13 protein-coding genes and 3 pseudogenes are annotated in these 17,961 nt (G+C 68.7%); 12 read left to right on the forward strand and 4 right to left on the reverse strand.

What is annotated here, in order from left to right:
• Positions 1-31: 31 nt before the first annotated feature.
• The 5 genes and pseudogenes from MODMU_RS14735 to pabB all read left to right on the forward strand — a co-directional run.
• A pseudogene (locus MODMU_RS14735) lies at positions 32-2,641 on the forward strand (pyruvate carboxylase); the annotation flags it as partial.
• A gap of 97 nt (positions 2,642-2,738) precedes the next feature.
• Positions 2,739-3,422 (forward strand): biotin/lipoyl-containing protein, encoded by a 684-nt coding sequence (locus MODMU_RS30055; protein WP_269454075.1) that lies wholly within the window; start codon positions 2,739-2,741, stop codon positions 3,420-3,422.
• Between the two features lie 59 nt (positions 3,423-3,481).
• Positions 3,482-3,583 (forward strand): annotated as a pseudogene (locus MODMU_RS30060) (dihydropteroate synthase); the annotation flags it as partial.
• 112 nt (positions 3,584-3,695) lie between these two features.
• Complete coding sequence (locus tag MODMU_RS14740) at positions 3,696-4,313, forward strand: dihydropteroate synthase (RefSeq protein ID WP_269454022.1); 618 nt, start codon at positions 3,696-3,698, stop codon at positions 4,311-4,313.
• 95 nt (positions 4,314-4,408) lie between these two features.
• On the forward strand, positions 4,409-5,464 hold the full coding sequence (gene pabB, locus MODMU_RS14745; RefSeq protein WP_269454023.1) for an aminodeoxychorismate synthase component I: 1,056 nt from the start codon (positions 4,409-4,411) through the stop codon (positions 5,462-5,464).
• Positions 5,465-5,534: 70 nt separating this feature from the next.
• Here pabB and MODMU_RS14750 read toward each other — a convergent pair whose 3' ends face one another.
• Entirely contained in the window at positions 5,535-6,098 is a 564-nt protein-coding gene (locus MODMU_RS14750; protein ID WP_014741097.1) for a GAF domain-containing protein, read from the reverse strand.
• A 285-nt stretch (positions 6,099-6,383) separates the two neighbouring features.
• On the opposite strand from MODMU_RS14750, the gene MODMU_RS29130 reads away from it, so the two are divergent.
• Together MODMU_RS29130 and MODMU_RS30345 are read left to right on the forward strand one after the other, a co-directional pair.
• Positions 6,384-7,136: a PAS domain-containing protein gene (locus MODMU_RS29130; protein ID WP_014741098.1), complete on the forward strand. Its 753-nt coding sequence runs from the start codon at positions 6,384-6,386 to the stop codon at positions 7,134-7,136.
• A gap of 449 nt (positions 7,137-7,585) precedes the next feature.
• A pseudogene (locus tag MODMU_RS30345) lies at positions 7,586-8,056 on the forward strand (PP2C family protein-serine/threonine phosphatase); the annotation flags it as partial.
• Positions 8,057-8,265: 209 nt separating this feature from the next.
• On the opposite strand, the gene MODMU_RS30350 reads toward MODMU_RS30345, so the two are convergent.
• Positions 8,266-9,369, reverse strand: coding sequence for a M48 family metalloprotease (locus MODMU_RS30350; RefSeq protein WP_083869778.1), 1,104 nt, complete (start codon positions 9,367-9,369; stop codon positions 8,266-8,268).
• Between the two features lie 218 nt (positions 9,370-9,587).
• Between MODMU_RS30350 and MODMU_RS14765 the strand changes: the two genes are divergently transcribed.
• From MODMU_RS14765 to MODMU_RS27110, 3 genes are all read left to right on the forward strand, one after another.
• Positions 9,588-9,881: a hypothetical protein gene (locus tag MODMU_RS14765; RefSeq protein WP_166503504.1), complete on the forward strand. Its 294-nt coding sequence runs from the start codon at positions 9,588-9,590 to the stop codon at positions 9,879-9,881.
• 392 nt (positions 9,882-10,273) lie between these two features.
• Positions 10,274-10,927 carry a hypothetical protein gene (locus MODMU_RS29560; protein ID WP_231851637.1) on the forward strand — a complete coding sequence of 218 codons (654 nt, stop codon included), beginning with the start codon at positions 10,274-10,276 and terminating at the stop codon, positions 10,925-10,927.
• Positions 10,928-11,521: 594 nt separating this feature from the next.
• A complete protein-coding gene (locus MODMU_RS27110) occupies positions 11,522-12,298 on the forward strand; it encodes a TIGR02391 family protein (RefSeq protein ID WP_014741104.1) in 777 nt (258 codons plus the stop codon).
• 288 nt (positions 12,299-12,586) lie between these two features.
• On the opposite strand, the gene MODMU_RS28565 is transcribed toward MODMU_RS27110, so the two are convergent.
• Entirely contained in the window at positions 12,587-12,790 is a 204-nt protein-coding gene (locus MODMU_RS28565; RefSeq protein ID WP_166503505.1) for a hypothetical protein, read from the reverse strand.
• A 361-nt stretch (positions 12,791-13,151) separates the two neighbouring features.
• Between MODMU_RS28565 and MODMU_RS27115 the strand changes: the two genes are divergently transcribed.
• Complete coding sequence (locus tag MODMU_RS27115; protein WP_269454076.1) at positions 13,152-13,907, forward strand: glycosyltransferase family 32 protein; 756 nt, start codon at positions 13,152-13,154, stop codon at positions 13,905-13,907.
• Positions 13,908-13,952: 45 nt separating this feature from the next.
• Positions 13,953-16,070, forward strand: coding sequence for a family 16 glycosylhydrolase (locus MODMU_RS27120; RefSeq protein WP_014741107.1), 2,118 nt, complete (start codon positions 13,953-13,955; stop codon positions 16,068-16,070).
• A 399-nt stretch (positions 16,071-16,469) separates the two neighbouring features.
• Here MODMU_RS27120 and MODMU_RS14790 read toward each other — a convergent pair whose 3' ends face one another.
• Positions 16,470-17,852 carry a hypothetical protein gene (locus MODMU_RS14790; RefSeq protein ID WP_014741108.1) on the reverse strand — a complete coding sequence of 461 codons (1,383 nt, stop codon included), beginning with the start codon at positions 17,850-17,852 and terminating at the stop codon, positions 16,470-16,472.
• Positions 17,853-17,961 lie beyond the last annotated feature (109 nt).

Raw genomic sequence — 17,961 nt, forward strand, 5'->3', positions numbered from 1 at the left:
ACCTCGCCGAGGAGGCACGTTGTTCGAGAAGGTGCTGGTCGCCAACCGCGGCGAGATCGCCGTCCGCGCGTTCCGGGCCGCCTACGAGCTGGGCGCCGGGACGGTCGCGGTCTTCCCGCACGAGGACCGCAACTCCGTGCACCGGCTCAAGGCCGACGAGAGCTACGAGATCGGCGAGCCCGGGCACCCGGTGCGGGCCTACCTGGACGTCGGCGAGATCGTCCGCGCCGCCCAGCGGGCCGGCGCCGACGCCGTCTACCCCGGCTACGGGTTCCTGTCGGAGAACCCGGAGCTCGCGGAGGCGTGCGCGGCTTGTTTTATCACCTTCGTCGGCCCGTCGGCGGCGGTGCTGGAGCTGACCGGGGACAAGTCGCGGGCGATCGCCGCGGCCCGGGCGGCCGGGCTGCCGGTGCTGGCCGGCACCGAGCCCAGCGACGACGTCTACGCGCTGCTGGCGGCCGCCGACGCGATCGAGGGCCCGGTGTTCGTCAAGGCCGTGGCCGGCGGCGGCGGGCGCGGCATGCGCCGGGTCACCGACCGGGCCGAGCTGCGCGGCGCGATCGAGGCGGCCATGCGGGAGGCGGAGTCGGCCTTCGGCGACGCCACCGTGTTCTGCGAGCAGGCGGTGCTCGACCCGCGGCACATCGAGGTGCAGGTCCTCGCCGACGGCGAGGGGAACGTCATCCACCTCTACGAGCGGGACTGCTCGGTGCAGCGGCGGCACCAGAAGGTCATCGAGATCGCCCCGGCCCCGAACCTGGACCCGGAGCTGCGGGAGCGGATGTGCGCCGACGCCGTCCGGTTCGCCCGGGAGATCGGCTACAGCTGCGCGGGCACGGTGGAGTTCCTCGTCGACCGCGAGGGCCGGCACGTGTTCATCGAGATGAACCCGCGCATCCGGGTCGAGCACACGGTGACTGAGGAGGTCACCGACGTCGACCTGGTGCAGAGCCAGCTGCGGATCGCGGCGGGGGAGACGCTGGCCGACCTGGGGCTGAGCCAGGACGCGATCGTGCTGCGCGGCGCGGCGCTGCAGACCCGGATCACCACCGAGGACCCGGCCAACGGCTTCCGCCCGGACACCGGCCGGATCACCGCCTACCGCTCGCCCGGCGGCGCCAGCGTCCGGCTGGACGGCGCGGCCACCCTGGGCGCGGAGGTGGGCGCCTACTTCGACTCGATGCTGGTCAAGCTCACCTGCCGGGGCCGCACCTGGGACCTCGCGGTCGCCCGGGCGCGGCGGGCGGTCGCCGAGTTCCGCATCCGCGGGGTCAGCACCAACATCCCGTTCCTGCAGGCCGTGCTGGACGACCCGGACTTCCGGGCCGGCCGGGTGACGACGTCGTTCATCGAGGAGCGGCCGCAGCTGCTCACCGCCCGCTCCTCGGCCGACCGGGGCACCAAGATGCTCAGTTACCTGGCCGACGTCACGGTGAACCGGCCGCACGGCGAGCGGCCGCACCTGGTCGACCCGACCGAGAAGCTGCCGCGGCTGGACCTGCGGCAGGCGCCGGCCGAGGGCTCCCGCGACCGGCTGCGCGCGCTCGGCCCGGAGCGGTTCGCCGCCGACCTGCGCGCGCAGACCGCACTCGCGGTCACCGACACGACCTTCCGGGACGCCCACCAGTCGCTGCTGGCCACCCGGGTGCGCACCAAGGACCTGGTCGCCGTCGCCGGCCACGTCGCGCGGGCCACGCCCGAGCTGCTCAGCATCGAGGCCTGGGGCGGGGCGACCTACGACGTCGCGCTGCGCTTCCTGCACGAGGACCCCTGGGACCGGCTGGCCGCCCTCCGCGAGGCGGTGCCGAACGTCTGCCTGCAGATGCTGCTGCGCGGACGCAACACCGTCGGCTACACGCCCTACCCCGAGCAGGTCACGAGCGCGTTCGTGGCCGAGGCGGCCCGCACCGGCATCGACGTCTTCCGGGTCTTCGACGCGCTCAACGACGTCAGCCAGATGCGCCCGGCGATCGACGCCGTCCGGGAGACCGGGACGGCGCTCGCCGAGGTCGCGCTCTGCTACACCGCCGACCTGTCCGACCCCGCCGAGCAGCTGTACACCCTCGACTACTACCTGCGGCTGGCCGAGCAGATCGTCGAGGCCGGCGCGCACGTGCTGGCGATCAAGGACATGGCCGGCCTGCTCCGCCCGCCGGCCGCGGCCACCCTGGTCACCGCGCTGCGCGAGCGGTTCGACCTGCCCGTGCACCTGCACACCCACGACACCCCCGGCGGGCAGCTGGCCACCCTGATGGCCGCGTGGCAGGCCGGGGTCGACGCCGTGGACGGCGCCAGCGCGGCCCTGGCCGGGACGACGTCCCAGCCGGCGCTGTCCAGCATCGTCGCGGCCACCGACCACACCGACCGGGCCACCGGGCTGGACCTGGCCGCGGTCAACGACCTGGAGCCCTACTGGGAGGCCGTCCGCCGGGTCTACGCACCCTTCGAGTCCGGGCTGCCCGCGCCGACCGGGCGGGTCTACACCCACGAGATCCCCGGCGGGCAGCTGTCCAACCTGCGCCAGCAGGCGATCGCGCTGGGCCTGGGCCAGCGGTTCGAGGAGGTCGAGGCGATGTACGCGGCGGCCGACCGGCTGCTCGGCCGGCTGGTCAAGGTCACCCCGTCGTCGAAGGTCGTCGGGGACCTGGCGCTGCAGCTGGTGGGCGCCGGGGTTCGCGGTCGGCGACTTCGCCGCCGACCCCGGCGCGCACGACCTGCCCGACTCCGTCGTCGGGTTCCTGCGCGGCGAGCTCGGCGACCCGCCCGGCGGCTGGCCCGAGCCGTTCCGCAGCCGGGCCCTGGAGGGACGGCGCCCCGCCGAGCCGCCCGCCGAGCTCACCGACGACGACCTCCAGGGCCTGGCCGACCAGCCGCGGGAGACGCTGAACCGGCTGCTGTTCCCGGGCCCGGCGAAGGAGTTCCGCGCCCACCGGGACGCCTACGGCGACACCAGCGTGCTGCCCAGCAAGGAGTTCCTCTACGGGCTGCGCGCCGGTACCGAGCACTCCGTCGACCTCGAGCCCGGTGTCCGGCTGCTCATCGGCATCGAGGCGGTCTCCGACGCCGACGACCGCGGCATGCGCACGGTGATGTGCACGATGAACGGCCAGCTGCGGCCGGTGTCGGTGCGGGACCGGTCCGTCTCGGCCGACGTCCAGCCGGCGGAGAAGGCCGACCGCAGCGACCCCGGCCAGGTGGCCGCGCCGTTCGCCGGCGTCGTCACCCTGGCGGTGTCCGAGGGCGACCAGGTGGAGGCCGGGGCCCAGGTCGGCACGATCGAGGCGATGAAGATGGAGGCCTCGATCACCGCGCCGCGGGCGGGCTCGGTGACCCGGGTGGCGATCGGCGCCGTCCAGCAGGTCGAGGGCGGTGACCTGCTCGTCGTCCTGGGCCCATCGAGTGACGGTTCCCATGAGCACTAAGACCTCTACCCCCCGACTCCTTCTCCGACGGCGGCCGCTTCGCTGGCACCAAAGCGGCGATCGCACACGGCTCGATCATGCGCGCCGCCGGAGCCGACGTCGTCGATATCGGCAGGGAATCAACCCGGCCGGGCGCGACGCGGGTCGACGTCACGGAGGAACGTCGCCGCGTGCTCCCGGTGTTCACCGCGCTGTCCCGATCTGGAGTGACCGTCAGCGTGGAACACGACCCGTGCGGAGATCGCCGAGGCAGCGATGGCGGCAGGTGCCGTCTTGGTCAACGACGTCAGCCCAGGGTCGGCCGACGCCCGCACGGCCGCGGCCTGGTCGCCGACACGGGAGCGAGCGCAGTACCGCGATGTCGCAGGCGAGGTGATCACTGGACTGGAACACCGCGTGGCAGACGCCGCTTCCTCCGGCACCGACCCGGCGCAGCTCATCCCCGATCCGGGTCTGGGGTTCGCCAGGCAGGCGTCCCACAACTGGGCCCTGCTCGCCGGTCTGGACCGGCTGGCCCCACTCAGACCACCGGTGCTCATGGGTGCGTCCCGCAGGACCTTCCTCGGCCAGCTGCTCGCCGCCACCGACGGTAGAGTCCACCCCGCTGAGCAGCGAGACGCTGCCACGCTGGCCACCACCGTCCTGGCCGCGCACACCGGCGCCTGGGGAGTACGGGTCCACGATGTCGTCCCCTCGATAGATGCGGCGCGCACGGTGGCCGCGATGGGCGACGAGCGATCAGCGGTACACGGCAAGGCGCCGACGACGGCGGGCCAGCGCGCCCTGACTCGGCCGCAGGACCGGTCAGTGATCACCACTGCCCTCAGCGAGCGGCTGACGAGCTCCTCGGGGCACAGGAGACAAGCCTCCCGCGACGACGTACCGACGTGACGACCGCCTGGGCCCGATTCGACAACCTCCAGGCGGGGACCGCGCTGCTGTGCCCACCACCCCACCGGGTTCTCACCGCCCATCGGCCGGAGGACGTGGTCCCGGTCCTGAGCGAGGTCGATCGCTCAACCTCGGCCGGGGACTGGGCGTTCGGGTACCTGTCCTACGAGGCGGCACCCGGATTGGATCAGGCCCTCCCGGTGGGGGCGTCCTCCGCTGATCAGCCACCGCTGGCGTGGTTCGGAATCTGCGGGTCGCCCAGCGACGTGCCCCCGGTCGAACCCGCACCTGACCGAAGCCCCCACGAGATGCGGTGGGTCCCGGACTGGTCGGCCGACGAGCACCGCGAGGCGGTCCTCCGCGTCCACGAGCACATCGCCGCGGGCGAGACCTATCAGTGCAACCTGACCGATCGCTTCCGGGCGCAGGTCGACGGGGACCTCGAGCAGCTGTACGCCAACTTGATCCTGTCCCAGCGCGGTGCGTACAACGCCTACCTCGACCTGGGCCGGTACGTCGTCGCCAGCGCCAGCCCGGAGCTGTTCTTCGAGTGGTGCGGCGACCGCCTGCGCACCCGCCCGATGAAGGGCACCGCGGCGCGCGGCCGAACCACCGGGGAGGACGAGGCGCTGGCGCACCTACTGCTGTCCAGCGCCAAGGAGCGGGCTGAGAACCTGATGATCGTGGACCTGCTGCGCAACGACCTGTCCCGGATCGCTCGAGTGGGCAGCGTCGAGGTCCCCGAGCTGTTCACGCTGGAGCGCTATCCCACCGTGTGGCAGCTGACCTCGGAGGTCACTGCGCGGACGGCGCCGGACGTGACGCTGACCGACGTCTTCCGAGCCCTATTTCCCTGCGGGTCGGTCACCGGCGCCCCCAAACGGCGCACCATGGAGTTGATCCGCGAGCTGGAGAGCTGTTCGCGGGGGGTCTACTGCGGGGCTGTCGGTCTCGTCGCGCCACCGGGTGCGCCGTTCCGCGCACGGTTCAACGTGGCGATTCGAACGGTGGTCGCGGACCGCAGCGCCGGCACTGCCGTCTATGGTGCCGGCGGCGGTATCACCTGGGATTCCTCCCCCTCGGCCGAGCGTGCGGAGCTGCTCACCAAGGCTGCCATCCTCGCCCAGCCACGGAATTGCCCGGTGGAGTAGGCGCGGGCGCGCAGCAGCGCGAGCGCGTCGGGCTCGGAACACGCAGGGCAGCGTTAACGAAGCCGATCGCCTACCAGACCGTGGACCGCTGCTGTGCGGCTGGGGCGTCCAACCATGCCGGGCCGTCGCTGTGCTGCCGGTCGTGCAGGCTCTGCGCCTGCAGCACCACGGCGATCTCCTCCGTGATGGCCAGGGCGTCCTGCACGCTCAGCGAGGCAACGTCGTTGGGTGGCACCACGTATAGGTCCACCGCACCGATGCCCTGCAGTCCGTGGCGCAGCGGGAGCAAGATCGTGCCCCTGATCGGCGTATGGGTGACCAGCGTGCCGGGGAAGGCCGGCCACCGGGCCTCGATCGTGCTCTCACCGGCCACGATCGGCGTCCCCTCGGCATGGGCGCTCAAGCAGGGCCCTTCCCCAGCCGTGAACTGCAGCCGCTCCGCCTCGGCCGACACCGGGTCGCTGGCACCCAGCGGCAGCCGCCGGTCGGCGGTGAAGAAGTGGCTGATGCCGGCGCCGTCCACCGGTAGGACCTGGGCGCACGCCCGGGCGAGCCGTTCGGGCAGCAGCTCGGGACGGGGCAGGTTTACCGCCAGGGAGGACAGCGCAGCATGGAAGGTCTCGACGAGGGTCACGGGTCTCCGGCCGGGACAGGCCGGTGCAGGTGCGACGCGGCATTGGCCGGTTCTGCTCACCGACTCACTGCCGCTAACCGCTGCACCGCCCGGGCAAACCACTCGCACGTCCGTGAGGACGCTCTCCCTCGCCGCGCGCCCGCGGACTCCGATCGCACCAGGGTGTTTGGGGCCGTCAGCGGAGTGTCCAGCGCCACGACGAGCCGCACCGGGCGGTGAGGCAAGATGGCGGGTCGTTGCTCGGCGTGGCACGCCGCGCACCTGTGATCACGATGGGTGGGGGCCGTGAACGAGCGCCAGCTGGACGCTGACCGGGTCGAACTCGTCGGGGAGCAGACCGACCTCCCCGGTCCCGGTCCGATGGTCGACGGCCCGGATGCGCCGGGCCAGTTGCTCGACCTCGCCCGAGCGGCTGCCGGCATCGGCACGTTCGACTGGGACCTGACGACCGGCACGCTGCACTGGGACGACCGGCTGCTGGAGCTCTTCGGTCTGGACGCTACGACGTTCAACCGGACCATCGAGGGGTTCAACTCCCGGCTGCACCCCGAGGACCTCGACCGGGTCACCCGCCTGCTGCAGAAGGCCATCGACACCTGCGGTGACTACGAGGCCGAGTACCGCGTGCTGCACACCGACGGCTCGCTGCGCTGGGTGGCCGCCCGCGGCCGAGCGCTCTGCGACAAAGCCGGCATCACGGTCCGAGTGCTGGGCGCCGCCTGGGACGTGACCGCCCGCCGCGACGCCCAGGACCGGGCTGAGCACGCCGCCGCTCGGGAACGGCTGCTCAACCGCATCATTTCCGAGCTCAACGGCAGCCTGGACGGCGACGAGGCGGTAGGCCGGTTGGCGCAGCTGGTGGTCCCGGTGCTCGCCGACTGGTGCATCCTCACCCTCGTCGACGACCAGGAATTGCCGGTTCCTGTCGCAGGCTGTGGAAGGCCAGCTCCTGGCACACCGACCCGCACATGCGCGCGATCACCGACGCCTACGCCCAGAGCCGGCTCCGGGCGCTCACCGAGAACTCGATCACCATGACCGCGCTGTCCAGCGGACAGCTGCAGCTGCTGCCCTCGGGGGCGACCGAAGGCGGCCGGCGGATGGTCACCGCGGGACCCGTGCAGGAGCTCGTCTCGGCGCTCGCCCCCGAGGCCGTGGCAGTCGTGCCGCTCCCCGGCCGCACCGGGCCCGTCGGGGTGCTAACCGTCGTCGGGTTGCTAATCGTCGCCAACGGGGCCGAACGGGGCGGCTTCACCCCCGAGGACCTGACCACGCTGCGGCACGTCGCCGCGCGCGCCGGCCTCGTGCTGGACAACGCGCGGCTGTACCGCCAGCAGCGCAGCCTGGCCGAGGGACTGCAGCGGTCGCTGCTGACACCTTCGCCGGAGCCCGACCACGCCCAGGTCGTCGTACGTTATGTGCCTTCAGGTCAGGCAGCCCAGGTGGGTGGGGACTGGTACGACGCGTTCCTCCAGCCGGAGGGCGCGATGGTCCTGGTCATCGGCGACGTCGTCGGGCACGACGTCAAGGCAGCAGCGGCCATGGGCCAGGTCCGCACGATCCTCCGAGCCTTCGGCGCGGAAGGGAACGACGGTCCCGCCGACATCCTGCGGCGCACGGACGCGGTGATGGAGACCCTCAGGGTGCACAGCAGTGCCACCGCCGCAGCCGTCCGCCTCGAGCAGACCCCCGACGAGCGTTCGCGCGGCGAGACCCGGGTGCGCTGGTCCAACGCCGGCCACCCGCCGCCCTTCGTCATCGACCCCGACGGCAACGTCGCGCCGCTGCTCGGACTGCGGGCGGACATGTTGCTCGAAGTCGACCCCGCCACGCGCCGCCGCGAGCAAGAACTCGTCCTGCAGCGGGACAGCATCGTCATCCTCTACACCGACGGCCTCATCGAGCGCCGGGACACCGACCTGGACCACGGCCTGCAGCGACTGCAGGAAGCCCTCGGAGACCTGGCCGGGCGAGACCTCGACGAGCTGTGCGACGAGCTGCTCGCCTGCATGCTGCCTGAGACCGCGACGACGACGTCGCCCTCGTCGCGGTCCGGCTGCACCCGCAGAACGAGCTTCGCCCCGTCGCAGCCGGCCCCAACGTGGTGCCGCCGAACGTTCCCGGCGCTCCCGCCGTCGTCTCCCAGGCTGAGTGACGCCGAGCGAGCTCACTCAGCCGGGGACAGCTCCAGCGACCTGCGGGAGGCCCGGACCAAGCGCCTGGACCGGAGCACGGCCGCATGCCAGCCGGTGGCGACCCTCCCGAGCGCAGTGATCCGCTCGTCGGCTGTCGGGTGGGTTGCCAGCAGCCGCCCAGACAAGCCGGAGACGGTGCTCGACCGACCATGCAGTGCGCGCAGCGCTGCTGCCAGCTCGTCCGCCCGGCCATGGTCGGCAGCGAACCGATCAGCAGCAAACTCGGCACGCCGGCAGGCCCACGCGTCGACCAGCGGACAGACCACGGCGATGAGCGCGATTGCCGCGATCACTCCCCCGGCCAGCCAGCGCCCCTCGTGCACCGCCCGAACCACGGCAACGACGACGCCGCAGACGCACACCACCGCGAGCGCCCACCCGGGCTGACAACGCGACAGACCGCTCGTGAGACTGGCCAGCAGCCGCGCCGCGACGCGCCACGGCGCCGCCAGCCACATGGCGATCAGCATCGGCCGCGTGGCTCTGGAGGCGTGATGTCCGAGCTCATGGACGAGAACAGCCACCACTTGACCGTCTGACAGGCGACCGGCTCGGTGCTCGTCCAGCACCCGGCTGGTGACGGCGACGCTGCGCCCGCCGGTGGCGTAGGCGTTGAGCTGCCGGTTCCGCTGCACGTACAGCTCGACGTCGTCCGCACGCGTCCCGGCCGACGTCAGGGCTGCAGCACAGAGCGGCTGGAGCACCGCTGCTTGCGCCGGGCTGGGCCGGCGGAACCCGAATGCCACCCGCACGGCGATCCGTTCCCCGCCCCGGGTGAGCGCGACCGCTCCGCAGCCCACCCATATCAGCAAGGCCGGCAGCGCCCACGCACCCAGCCCACCGGTCGCGACGACGACGAGCCCCACGCTGCCCAGCATCGCCGGTGCCGCAGCCACCGCACGCAACAACCCGAACCGGCCACCCGACTCCCGTGGACCGCCGGTGCCGTCGCTTCTGCCGTTCCGCATGGAGACCTTCTCGAGCGCCGTGAGCGCGCGGGTCAGCTTGCCGCCCGCTACTGACATCGGGCCTCCCGTCGGCGTCATCAGCTGTTCCCTCCGTGCGCCTCTCACCATGGTTCAGGCCTCCGGTGTCAGAACGCGACGTCCCCTGGCGCCTGCTCCCACGCGAGCACCCACTGCCGGGAGGAGCACCGATGTCGCGTCCCACCGAGGAGTCGGTCACCGACGACGCAACCACCCTCGAGTCGAACGAGCCGCCACGAGCCCGTGCCACCCCGACCGGCCGCGAGGATTCAGAAGGTCCGGTCGGCCGGCGCCGTGCTCTCGCGGCGGTGGTCAGCGCCTACGGCGGAGACGCCTACCGGCTGCTGACCGAACTGGCCAACGTGCTCGAGACGAGCGTGGCCTACGTCGACCGTCTCACGGTCGAGGCCCACCTCGAACGGCCGCTGTCCGATACGGAGTGGTCGGTCATCTCCCGGCAGTTCACCGCATTGGCCTTCGACGAGCACATCGGGGACGTCGGCACGGTCCGCACCGACTGGATCGACGACATGGTGATCCGCGCCGGCATTCCCGGGCGGGGCCGAGGCGACCGGTCGCTCGGGCAGCCACGCCGGCGATGAGGACGACCCGTACCTGCTCGAGCTGCGGCTACACCGCCGACTACGCCAGCATCCCGCTGGCCGATGCCCACCACCCCAGACACTCCTGCGACAAGCACCGGCTGGCCGTCGAGCAGGCCGCCCGGCGTGCGCAGCGAGCCGGCACGAGGGTGACTCGCGAGTGCATCCACCCACGGAGTCAGCACGTCCACGGCACCCGCGCTGCCTACGTCAAGGACCGCTGCCGCTGCACCGACTGCACCGCTGCGAACACCGCCGCCTCCCGCGTCGCGAACCGACAGCGTGCGTACGGCCGCTGGCAGCCGCTCGTCGACGCCGGCCCAATCCATGACCACCTCGTCGCGCTCCGGGCAGCCGGAATCGGGGTCGAGCGCATCGCCACTGTCGCCGAGATGTCCGTCAACCACGTCCGCGACCTGGCCGCTCCCGGTCGCGCCCACCGACGGATCCGCCCCTCCACCGCCATACGGATCTTGAACGTCAGCATCGATGACGCCAACCGCGCCCCGCGCAGTCGCGTCGACGCCACCGGGACCCGGCGCCGACTGCAAGCCCTCATCGCCATCGGCTGGTCCCCCGACCTGCTGGCAGCTGAGATCGCCCGCCGCCCGGGCAGTCTCCGTCGCAGCCTGACCAGCCCGTCGGTCACCGCCAGGACTGCCCAGGACGTCGCCACGCTGTACGAGCGGCTGTCGAACACCCCGCCACCACGAGACACCGGCGTGCAGCGCGCCGCTGCCGATGCCGCCCGAGCTCACGCCGTCGCGCACGGGTGGCTGCCGCCGCTGGCCTGGGACGACATCGACACCGACGTCCCGCCTCCACCGGCCGCCACCAAGCCCCCGCCGGACGATGTCGACGAGATCGCCGTCGAACGCGCCATGGCCGGCGACGGCATCCACTACGCCGACCTCACCGCCGCTGAGCAAGCCCAGGTGGTCCACCGCCTCACCGATCGCGGCCGGTCGCTCCGGGAAGTCGCCGCCCAGCTCGCCACGACCAAGCGCACCGTCTCGCGACAGCGCGCAGCAATCGGCCCAAGATAGCCAGGGCGGCATCGGCCGAATAGGCGTGCGCTAACGGCCGCATCGCCATGGAACCTGCGAATTGACCTTGATCCGTTTGCTCACGTTGGTCGAGACGTATCGTCACAGCTCATCGGCCTGTTGATCTTTGTTCCGGCGAAAGAGTAATTGCGATTATCGATCATATTGGGTGCCTAAAGAGTGCCTGCCGCCCTGTCTTCTGGCCTCAACCGAGTCATACCGCGGCAGCGTGAACCCCGAGCCGAGTTACGTCCGTTGGCCGCCATCTCCGACCCAGGCGCGCCTGCCGGGAGCTGGCACGAATGTGCAGACTGGTGGCGCCCGACCGTTGTGTGCCCCGCTGAGACCAAAGCCGACCGTCTTGAGCTCGAGTCCGAGAGCACCATCGAGCTTCTCTCGCTGTTGCGCCAGTTCCTGCTCGGCCTTACGCCCCTCACAGAGCCGCTCGTTCGCCACCTCAACTACCGCCGCACACGGAGGCCTCTGGGCTACCGGTCCCGAGGATGGCATGGGCAGCAATCCGGAGGCATCCCGCGGGTAGCGGGTCGATCTGCCGGTCCAGACCGCGAGTGAGGCTGGTGGGAGGATCGGGCGGTGGCCGCCATTGACCGTACCCGCCAGACACTGGTCACCTTGAAGAAGGAGCTGACCAAGCTGGCCGGGGAGCTGGCCCCCTCGACCCGGGGGTCAGCCTTCATCTCCTGGTGGACCCGGGTGCAACTCGCCCTGCCCCGCGCGCTGGGACAGGACCACCCGATCACCCAGCGAGTCCTCGCCGTCGAGTGGGAGAAGCCGATGACGATCGGCGGGCGCGTCTTTCCCTTCGGCCAGTTTTCCGAGGCGGCGGCTCGAGAGGTCATCGGCCTTCTCGACGCTGCCGTACACGAACTCGACTGGCTGGCGGCCGAGAGTGGCGCCTTCGACGCCGCCGGTGTGGATCCCGAGCTGTGGGAGTTCGTCGCGGCCGACGTCCAAGCCGCCCACTGGGGCAAAACGGTCAGCCAAACGGCGCTGTTCACCGAGGACCGTATCCGCCGCTGGACCGGCCAGCCCGCCGACCTGGTCGGCGAAAAGCTTATGACGGCCGTCTTCGGCAAGGACGGCCAGTACCGCATGGGGGCCATCGACGGCGAGCGGGAAGGCTGGCACCGGCTGGCTATGGGTGTCGCGATGGCGGTGCGAAACCCGGCCGCGCACCGCATCGAGGACCGCGCCGACCACCGCCGTTACGCCCTCGGCGCCCTCGGTGCAGCCAGCCTGCTGCTCACCCAGCTGCGCTTCGAGCACGGGGACCGACTGGTCGACCGCTCCCCCACCCACCCCGACGCAACGCCGTCCGGTCAGACCCCGACGGCAGACTCGACTCGATGAGCGCCGACGCGCCACGTTTCCCGCCGCCAACGGTCAACCCTTGACCCCCAGTCGTCGGCGGGGATCCGCACCAGTTCGCCGAAGTCCGCTTCCGCTGGTCAACCGCTCGGTTGGTCCGCGGCGAACTACCCCGGACGAGGGCGCACGGACTCGAATGGTAGTCACCAAGCCGCGAGTCCCCACCTGTTCCGCCCACCGATTGCAGCGACCTCCGGTTCGGGCGGACATCCAATCTAAACTAGGCGGCCGGTCCGCGCACTGCAGCCAAGCGGACAGTCGTGTCGATCTTCATCGCGGCCTCGAATGCAGTCCGCCGTGGCCCACCGTCGAACTTGTTAACGAGGACGGTGAGCCGGTCAGCGCGTCGTTGCTGTAGCCGGTGGTGCGTGTCTCGACGACGTCGCGGATCGAGGTGACCAGGCCGGTGTACCTGCTCGGGTTACCGGTCTGCGCGGCGATGGTGCCGTCGGTATAGCCCAGCGTGACGCCCAACTGGTTGCCGCCACCCGCGCTACCCGTGATCGCGCTGGGCAGACACGGATCGTCCAGAACCCAGGCCTTGGTGGCGCCACCGGGATACCGGGCCCCTGTACGCCGACCGTCATCGTCCACGTCTAACGGAACGCACTTCGTGGACGCCACACCCGGCGGGTGCCTACTCACCACTTGACGCGGCACGATGGTGATCGGCAATCAGTGCCGGACGATCTGAGAGCTATCACGATCGGTTGACGGTGGACTCGTGGACAACGATACTCGTCCGCACATGAATGCAGATCATTCGACAGAGACCGTTGGCGAACCGTCACCGACGGATGAGCATGCGCTCAGATCCCGGTACGTGCAGCGCTTGATGCAGGAGCAAGCGCCATTGGCGGCGAGCGACTCCTCGCCAGGACCTCCACGAGTACTTGTGCAGTTCTGGGATGATGTCAGAAAGATTCCTGCGGACGTAAGAGCTTGCCTAGACAGTTGGAAGCCTTTAGATCGTTCTGGATTCCAGCGGCTACTCTTCGACGATCGCTCGGCGAGGCAGTTCATCGCGGCTCGGTACAGCGATCGCCATGTAGCGGCATTTGAGCGTTGCGAGCACCCGGCGATGCGCGCCGACTACTTCCGCCTGTGCTTCATCCTCGAGAACGGCGGCCTTTACGCGGACGCGGATGACGTTTACCAGGGCACATCACTCGACCCCTACATCAGCGACGGTCGTCTGAAGTTGCAATCCCTTTGCTACGACCTTCGAACCGACTCCATGGTGAGTGACCCTCACGCCGCGGCCAGCCAGCAAGGCGAGCACCGGATCTTCTACGTCAACAACAACCCACTTATAGCGCCCCGCCGGCACCCGATAATCGGTCGAGCCCTCGAACGCGCAACAACACTAGTTCTCCGCCACCGACCCGAGGACCGCGACGTCCAAGCGCTGACCGGACCAGGCAACCTGACAGCCTGCGTGGTCGCTCACTGCGTCGAGCCGGGCGCCGAGGCCGCGACAAGAGACTTCATGCTCTTACCTGACTGGGAGTCGGTTGCCGTCAGCAAGTGGTCCCTCGACTACCGGGCGGATCAACGTAATTGGCGCATCTGGGGTTCGCAGCATGCGTGAGCGATCCAGACGCACCGGACAATATGTGGCAGGAGCCCTCGGCCGGTGAACGCATCCCATCTTGCCGATCTAGGTGAGCGTCTGCGGCATCGTCTGCGGCTGCATGCACGTGTCCTAGATGCCAGCCGCACTGCTCAGACGTTCTCGCACGCCAGCGCCCCTGATGCGATCTCCCGCATCTACGTCATCAACCTTGATCGTAAGCCAGACCGGTGGAAGCGACTGCAGCGCGAACTCAACCGCTTTCAGGCGCGACACGGCGAGCCGCTGACAACGATTACTAGGAGATTCTCAGCCACGGATGCCCGGTACCTGCGCACCACCCCAGACAATGGGACGCTGATTACAGAGTTCAGCCTGGCCGACCAACTGACCGTGGCGCCGAACCCACAACTCTTCATCAATGACCAGACGCGGGCACTCAAGATCAGCATGACACGGCAAGAGATTGCGGTCGCGCTATCGCACATCGAGGTCTGGAGACATGTCGCGACCGGCGACGCCACCAATACCCTAGTGCTAGAGGATGACGTCTTCCTGGCATATGGCTTCGCCGGCGGCCTCGAGCGAACCTGGTCGGCGCTCCACCGCCACGTCCAAGCAGACCGTGGTTGGGATCTCCTATACCTGTCTTTTCACGAAACGAACCCAGGGACACGTCAGCGCATCAAGGCAGCGTTGTACCAACCCTTGCCTGGCCTCTGGCAGGCATCGGGCTACGTGCTCTCGAAGCAGGGTGCGCAGCGGCTCCTGGACCTCCTGCCCATGCACGGACCGGTGGACCTCTGGCTCAATCTTCAGTTCGAGAAGCTGACCGTCTACACCGCCGGCCGTTCACTCATCGAACAGCGGATCGATGAGCCTTCCACGAACGCCTACTCCGTACTACCAGTGCTGTCACAGGTTGGTGTTGTGACCCGCGAGAAGCCCCTTGTCGCTGAAGTCAGGCATCTACAACAGCCAGTGGTCGCGTTCGGCGATGCCGGTACTGGCCTCACCTCGTTGGCCACAGCCCTGTCGATGCTCGGGTACACCTGCCTCAGTGACCTAACAGACCTTCCCGTCTCGGAGCAGGCCGCGCTGCTTCAGAGCCGGAGGAAACAAGCCTTCAACGCCTACGTAAATATCGGAGGCCTGACCCCGGCCGTCATGAATGAGATCAGCAGCCGGTATCCGAAAGCCCGCTTTATCTGCACGTCATCCAACCCCGGACCGGTCAAGGGACTGCCCGTCGACCGGGTCCTGCAGCTTGCGAGCCACGTCACGGAAAAATGGGCCGAGCTCAGTGGCTTCCTCGGTCTGACGTACCCATCCTTTCCCTATCCTGCCGCCGAGGAGTTGGGCCAGCGGCAGATCGACGATGTTTCACCTTTCGAGCGTTACACGGTACAAGACCTGCGATACGACAAGTCGCCCTGGATTTTGGCCAAGTCCCCGGAACGGTCAAACGGCATATCCGTCAAAAGGTCGGAATCATCATTCAACGAGGGCCCTAGCGCGGACTGGATCAGTGGTCGAACCTTGAACCCGCGCGACTGGAGTTTGCGGGGTGACACGTTCCCGAGCAACCTATCACTGTTTTCGCCGAAGAATTTTATGGAGGCGGCGGGGTCACCTGCCCGCCTCCGGTTTCAAGCCGAGGCGACGCCGGTTCGTGCATACACGTCAGCAGCCATTGCAAGCTGCCGGTCCTACCTCTACGGACGTTTCTCCGCGATACTGCGACCAGCCCGCGGATCCGGATTAATCACGGGACTCTTTCTCCACCGTAACGGACCCCGGCAGGAAATTGACATCGAGTTCCTCGGCAAGGACCCCACCAAGATGCTCGTTAACGTCTTTTTCAACCCAGGACCTGCTGGTACGAAGCTGGAGTACGGCTACCGCGGAACTCCGACAGTGATTGATCTGAGGTTCGATGCGGCGGCCAGCTTCCACGAATACGGGATCGAGTGGCTACCCGACGCGATCCGCTGGCGAGTTGACGGGCAGGTTGTCTACGAACGAGCCCCCTGGGGCCCGACGCCCATCCCCGACCAGCCGCTTGAGTTCAACATCAATCTCTGGCACTCCCGGTCCAAGGAGTTCGCGGGCCGACTTTCTATTGAGCAGACATCCGCGGTTGCAGAGCTCAATTCTATCAAAGTGGAGACGCTCAAATAGCGGTCGGTGCCACCCTGGCGGATGGCGATCAACTGACCGTCGGGGTAGCGGACGGTTCGAGGTGAGCTTGGGCGAATGATCAAACGGATGAGAGTCGATTGCCGAGTACTGTCGAGTGATCCTGCGATTCGATCTTGACCTAGTTGATCAATGCCGACAACTGATGATTCGGCGCTCTGAGCAACAGCTATACCGTTGGGCCTCGTTGATTATACGAGCTCGTCTGAGTACGTTTTCGAAGAGTAAGCGCTGTGACTATCGCGAGAAAGCGCTCGCTGAGGCTGAACATCCAAACCCGCCATCCAGGATCCCCTGCACACCCGCGGTGGCGCGGAACGGTCCGATCTTCTCAGCCAGTCAGTCAGGCGGGGCCCGGTCGGATTCGACGCGTCCCGCCCTCTAGAACTTTTCGGCGAAAAGTCGCTCGACGTTCTCGTACCGATAGTAGCTGTCTCCCGGACCCACCTCGCGGACGCGCTCGACGAAGCGTTTCCACAAATCGCGATCTGCTGGACGCAGATGCGAGGTGGCCTCGTACAACCGCGCCGCATGCTCCTGCATCGCCATGGCGGTCCGGCACTGACTGTTTTCGGCCCAAGCCATAAGGGCCTTTTCCAGCAAGCTCAAGTCCAGCAGCGGAGCGTACGGGAGAACAACCCGTTGCGTGAGACCCTCAGCGGCACGGAATGAATATGCATCCCGCAGGATCTCAGGCACATGCATGACGAGACTTCGGCTCACCCGGCGAGCCATGACACTGGCCCTGCCCTCGACGGTCAGCTCGCCGAACCGCGTGACGAGCAACGGAATCCGGGCCCTAGCCGCCGCTGAGCCGACCGGTGACAGCAGGTCCACCTGTTCCGGCGTCAGGTCCTCCATTGCCAGGGAGTCCGCGTGGGTAGGCAGTTGCGCCGCGGCCAGCATGTCGGCGATGCGATCGACCAAAGGCGCCGGCAAGAGCTCCCACAGCACATCAAGGTCGCCTACTCGGCCAATGGCGCCGGTCAGCCCGGCGCTGTCTAGCGCGGCAAGGCGGTCCATCACCTTGCTGATCGCCGGGGTGACCGCATCTCGGTCTCGCGCTAGGAAAGCTTGAACGACCTCATGCATGCGCTCGGCGACAACACGCCCGCCCGGGGGCTCTTCCACAGGCAGCTCAAGGACGGCGTGCTTGACGGCCAGCTCAATGAGCTGACGCCGAGTGTTCGGACGCACGCGGTCGTGGAAGACATGGGTTATGTGACCAGGGCTCGAGACGAACTGTGGGTCCATGACATAGGCCACTAGCTGTTGCACGGCCTTCCTGCCCTGGACCGGAGGTTGCGTGAGCAGCTCATCCAGTGCGACGGCAAGATGGGCACGCGCATACTCCGCGGTCGGCGCGTATGTCTCACCGAACCCTCTCAGCGAGGGATGCACGCAAAGGTGGCGGTCTTCGCGCAGTCGCTCTAGCTCGCGCGCGGTCACGTCATCGAGGACGTCCAGCTTGACAGCAGTGTCCAGGCAGATCCGTTCCACTTCCTGCATGTCACGGACTCCATCGACACTGATGCCGGCCGCGCGGGCACTCGCAACCTTCGTAGCAAAAGACGCGGCGTCCCCCTCCCCCTCGTCGGCGAGGCGGATGATTTTGTCGATCAAGTCAGCGCACACGGCGGCCCACGTCAGCGCGATACAAGCTCTGTAGGCGCCTGCGCCATAGCATCGCCAAGCCTCCGCCACCGTTGGACGGACGTCCGGGGTCCAGACGCGGTTGATCTGCTGCTCGATGTCAACGGCCACGGGCTTCCTTAGCTTCAGCGGGTGATCCGCCGGCCAGGATGGAGGCCGGCGAACGTGGGGTGGGGGTCATGCTCGACAATCAGGGAGCAATGAGCACACACCCCCAGGC

It is taken from the genome of Modestobacter italicus (genome assembly GCF_000306785.1).
GTDB classification, from domain to species: domain Bacteria; phylum Actinomycetota; class Actinomycetes; order Mycobacteriales; family Geodermatophilaceae; genus Modestobacter; species Modestobacter italicus.